Source organism: Mammaliicoccus stepanovicii, assembly GCF_002902525.1.
Taxonomy (GTDB): domain Bacteria; phylum Bacillota; class Bacilli; order Staphylococcales; family Staphylococcaceae; genus Mammaliicoccus; species Mammaliicoccus stepanovicii.
This window is the reverse complement of sequence record NZ_PPQZ01000106.1, coordinates 1-4585: the sequence shown is the minus strand read 5'-3', so window position 1 is coordinate 4585 and position 4585 is coordinate 1. Positions and strand designations below refer to the sequence as shown.

3 protein-coding genes are annotated in these 4585 nt (G+C 30.3%); all 3 read right to left on the bottom strand.

What is annotated here, in order from left to right; all coding sequences use genetic code 11:
- Positions 1 to 108: 108 nt before the first annotated feature.
- Entirely contained in the window at positions 109 to 549 is a 441-nt protein-coding gene (locus tag CD111_RS11000; protein ID WP_095087579.1) for a DUF4930 family protein, read from the bottom strand.
- A 358-nt stretch (positions 550 to 907) separates the two neighbouring features.
- Positions 908 to 2662, bottom strand: coding sequence for an ABC transporter ATP-binding protein (locus CD111_RS10995; protein ID WP_095087577.1), 1755 nt, complete (start codon positions 2660 to 2662; stop codon positions 908 to 910).
- Positions 2659 to 4398 carry an ABC transporter ATP-binding protein gene (locus CD111_RS10990; protein ID WP_095087575.1) on the bottom strand — a complete coding sequence of 580 codons (1740 nt, stop codon included), beginning with the start codon at positions 4396 to 4398 and terminating at the stop codon, positions 2659 to 2661. The genes CD111_RS10995 and CD111_RS10990 overlap by 4 nt, the downstream gene beginning before the upstream one ends.
- Between the last annotated feature and the right edge of the window lie 187 nt (positions 4399 to 4585).

Genomic DNA, 4585 nt, shown 5'->3' with positions numbered 1-4585 from the left:
AATCTATACACCTCTTAATCTAGAAATATCTTTATTACAATGATATTACTATTTTATCTTACACTACACTTTAAATAAAGGGCGAGACTATCGAAATGCAAAAAAAATTTAATATGAATCTTTTGGAGCAAGTTTAATATCGGCATTTAGTTCATTTAAATCATCAATTAAATCTTGTTCTGTTTGATAAACATACATTTGCGGTTCACCAAATTTATAAAGTATATATTCCGTACCTCTTTGTCCCGCGATATAATCGTCGTTGTAGCCCATTCGTTCCATTCCAGATACATCCATAAATTCTCGTTTGTTTATCCATCTAAAAGCTTGTTTTGTTTGTCCTAAAGGTACATTTTGTAAAAGTGCATTATCTTCTACAGTATAAGTAGAGTGTGCCCTTTTAGGAGATATTTGTTGCGTTTGTTGATCATCATTATTAAATGGATTAAGACCACTTAATTCTGGTACACTTTTGTAAACAATTACAATGATAATAATAATTGCTAATAATGCTAATAAATTTCTAATTAATCTGAATAACCATCTCATTTAATATGACACCTCTCGTTTTTTTCATTATACAATGTTCATTTTAATTGTTCCATCAGACTTAGGACCTAACTCTTTAATCATACTGCAGGCTGATGTATGATTATATTATTTCATTTATAATACGACTAAGAGGTGACATATACATGGAATTAATATATATTTTTTTAGCAATCTTATTTTTGATTATCTTCTTTCGTTTCTTTGTTGGAATTTTAAGATTAGTCATCAAATTAGCAGTAGTAGCTTTAGTAATATACTTCATTTATCAAGGCTATTTATATTTAACTTGACGAATAACAATTTAAAAACCAGTTATACATTGAATGTTCAATAAGTATAACTGGTTTTTTATTGGTTAAGATTGGTTTGTTAAAGACTGCATTTGATACATTTTGTAGTATTGTCCTTTAGATTCAATTAATTCATTGTGTGTACCTTTCTCAACAATTTCACCTTTATCTAAAACGATAATTTGGTCTGCATGTTTAATTGTTGAAAGACGATGGGCAATGATAAAAGATGTTCTATCTTTAGATAATATGGTCATTGCCTTTTGAATAATTGCTTCAGTTTCAGAATCAATGCTAGAAGTGGCTTCATCCAATATAAGAATTTCTGGATTAAACGCTAAAGCTCTTGCAAATGAAATAATTTGTCTTTGTCCAGAGCTCAACGTTCTACCTCGCTCGATCACTGGTTCATCGATACCTTTTTCAAAGTGTTCTAATATACGGTCTCCACCTACTGCATCCAAACTTTTAATTGCCTGTTCTCTCGTCACTTTCGGATCATTTAACGTGATGTTCGATAATATCGTACCTGTATAAAGATAAGGGTCTTGTAAGACAATACCCATATGTCGTCTCATATCTTGTTTATCCATTTGTATAGTTGGTATACCGTCAATTTCTATTGTACCTTTACTAGGATCATAAAATCTAAATAATAAATTCATGATTGAACTTTTTCCTGAACCTGTATGACCAACTAAAGCGATGGTTTCCCCTGGTTTAGCCTTAATATCTATATGATTAAGTACATATTCTTCTTTATTATAAGCAAACGAAACATCGTTAAATGATACTTCGCCCTTTATTTGATTTGGAAGCTTTACCACATGTTCTGGCAATTTCTCTTCTTCGATATTCATCATTTCAAATACTCTCACGCAAGAAACTCTTGCTTGTTCAAGTTGTCCAAGTACATTTAACACACCAAAAAGTGGATCAAATAACCTTGTAATATAATTAACAAGAATGTATAAAGTCCCTACTGAAATAGCAACAGCATCTGATAAAAATTGTTGTCCAAATATAACGATTAAAAATACAAACACAATACTTCTAATTGCACTTAATAAATTGTGTTCAGTTAAAGAATCAAATCGAACAATTCTTTTATAATTTTCTAAATATGCATTGTTCATTTCATCAAAATCTTCCATTATTTGTTTTTCTTGTCTGAAAGATTGTATGATCGACATACCATTAATAGATTCATTAATAAGCGCATTCATATCACTGTTTTTCTCTCGAATAATATGATTATATTTACCTGTAACCTTTTGGTACCAAATCATCCACAATAGGACGATTGGTATCGTAATAAGTGCTATTGTTCCAATTTTTACATTTATAAAATAAATTGCAATGATGACACCAGCCATTGTAATAAAAGCAGACAAGAAATTAGGCAAAATAACTGTAAACAATTCTAGAATCATTTGAGTATCATTCGTAATTCTTGCGACTACTTTTCCAGCAGGTAAATTATCAAAGTATTTAATTGGAAGTTTTTGCACATGTTGAAATAATGTTATTCTAAGTTCTTTTATAACATCTGAGCCTGCTCTTTGAAGTACAATTGTTTGAAAATAACTGAATATAGCATGTGCTAATGATAAACCAAAAAACAAACTCAAGAGCAGAAGTACAGGTTGTAATTGTATAATATCTGAAGCATTTGATTTCACATAATGATCAATAATATACATTGCAACTAACGGTCCAAGCAATTCAAACAAAACTGCAAATATTAAAATAATTGTTCCAATTATAAATCTTGTCTTGTATTTACTAATATAAGGGAAGAGTTGTTTTATAATACTCAATTATCATACACCCCCTTCAATCTTTGAAGTTCAAATTGACTTTTATACCAACCATTATGATTTAACAACACATCATGTGTACCTGATTCAATAATTTCACCATGATCCATGACAACAATAACATCAGCATGTTTCACACCTGATAACCGATGTGTCGTAATAATAGTCGTTTTTCCCTTTCTATATTCTTGTATATTCTGAATAATTTGCTTTTCGGTTTTTGCATCTACGGCTGATAATGCATCATCTAATATTAAAATTTTAGGATCCATTATTAACGCTCTAGCAATCGAGATACGTTGTTTTTGACCTCCAGAAATCGCAATGCCTTTTTCACCTACAAGCGTTTCAAGTCCTAGTGGTAAACGTTTAATATCATCTTCAAAATTAGCTAATCTTATTGCATCATTAATTTCTTCATCTGTTGCATTATTTTTACCAAACTTTATATTTTCTTTAATAGTTCTTGAGAATAATATATTTTCTTGTGATACATAACCAATTAAACTTCTTAAACTTTCTTTAGATGTTTCATTAATATTCGTATCACCTAGCATAATTTCTCCCTCACCAGTAGGGTATTCTTTTAAAATTTGCTTAATTAAAGTTGTTTTTCCGGAACCAGTCGCACCAACTATTCCCAAAGTTTCACCTTTTGATAAATTAATATTTACATTGTTTAAATTAATGGTTTCACTTGAAGGATAACTAAATTTGACTGATTTCATTAAAATGTCGTGGCTCGGTACGTCAGGACTATTAACATCTTCAACAGTTTCTTTTTCATTTAACGTTTCATACACACGATCTAAAGATGCATTTCCACGTTGCATAATATTGATTAATATTCCAACTGAAAACATTGGCCAAACTAACATATTTAAATAAACGGTAAATGAAATCAGCCCACCAATTGTCATTTCCCCTGTATTCACTAAATATGCACCAAAACCTATTCCAATTGCTTGACTAGCAGCTGTTACAATAATCGTAATTGGTTGAAAATAGGCATCCATTTTTTCTACATTCATAAATTTTTCTACTACATTTGTCGTCATTGTTTTAAAATCTTTATTCAATTTATCTTCTTGAACATAAGCTCGTGTTACACGAACCCCTTCAATCGATTCTAAAACACTATCATTCATATCTCCAAATGATTTTTGAGAAACCATATATCGTTTATGAATTCTCTTCCCTAACTCTATTTCTAAAATAGCCAACAGTGGTAGTGGAATCAGTGCAGCTAAAGTTAATTTCCAAGATACCGTAATAATCATAGTTAAGATTATCGTTGCCATAAAAGTAGTTGAATCGACTAGAGTTAAAATACCTATCCCAGCTGTATTTCTTATTTGATTTAAGTCATTGGTAGACTTCGCCATCAAATCTCCCGTTCTATTTCTTTCAAAAAAAGTTGGACTCATGGAAAGAAATTTTTGCATCAATTTTCTTCTCATAAGTGTTTCTAATATTTGAGATCCAGAGAACATTAAATATCTCCAAATATAATTAATGATATAAGTGATGACAATTACAAATAGGAAAAATATAACAATCTGTATCAACACGATTTTCGTAAGTGATTCGTCACTAATTTTGTCGATCACTTGCCCTACTAACCATGGAGGTGTTACTTCCGCAAAGTTCGTAATTAATAAAAGAAATATTGCTAATGTATATCTCTTCCACTGCTGTTTAAAAAACCACAATAATTTCTTTAATGCTTGAAACATATTTTCCCCTCCTCTAAACCCCTTTGAAAAACATAAAAATGCACACACTTCCCCTAGAGAAAGCGTGTGCATTATAAGCCAACTTAAGAGAGTATAATACTACTCCTTAAATTCCATTACTCATGTTAAACAAAGGGGTAGTGATGTATGAAATTGTATACTTGTTATTCTGTCTATAGTTTCTCAT

Coding starts and splice junctions, on each gene's coding strand:
- CD111_RS10990 (WP_095087575.1), bottom strand. CDS start 4,398: ATGTTTCAAGCATTAAAGAAATTATTGTGGTTTTTTAAACAGCAGTGG.
- CD111_RS11000 (WP_095087579.1), bottom strand. CDS start 549: ATGAGATGGTTATTCAGATTAATTAGAAATTTATTAGCATTATTAGCA.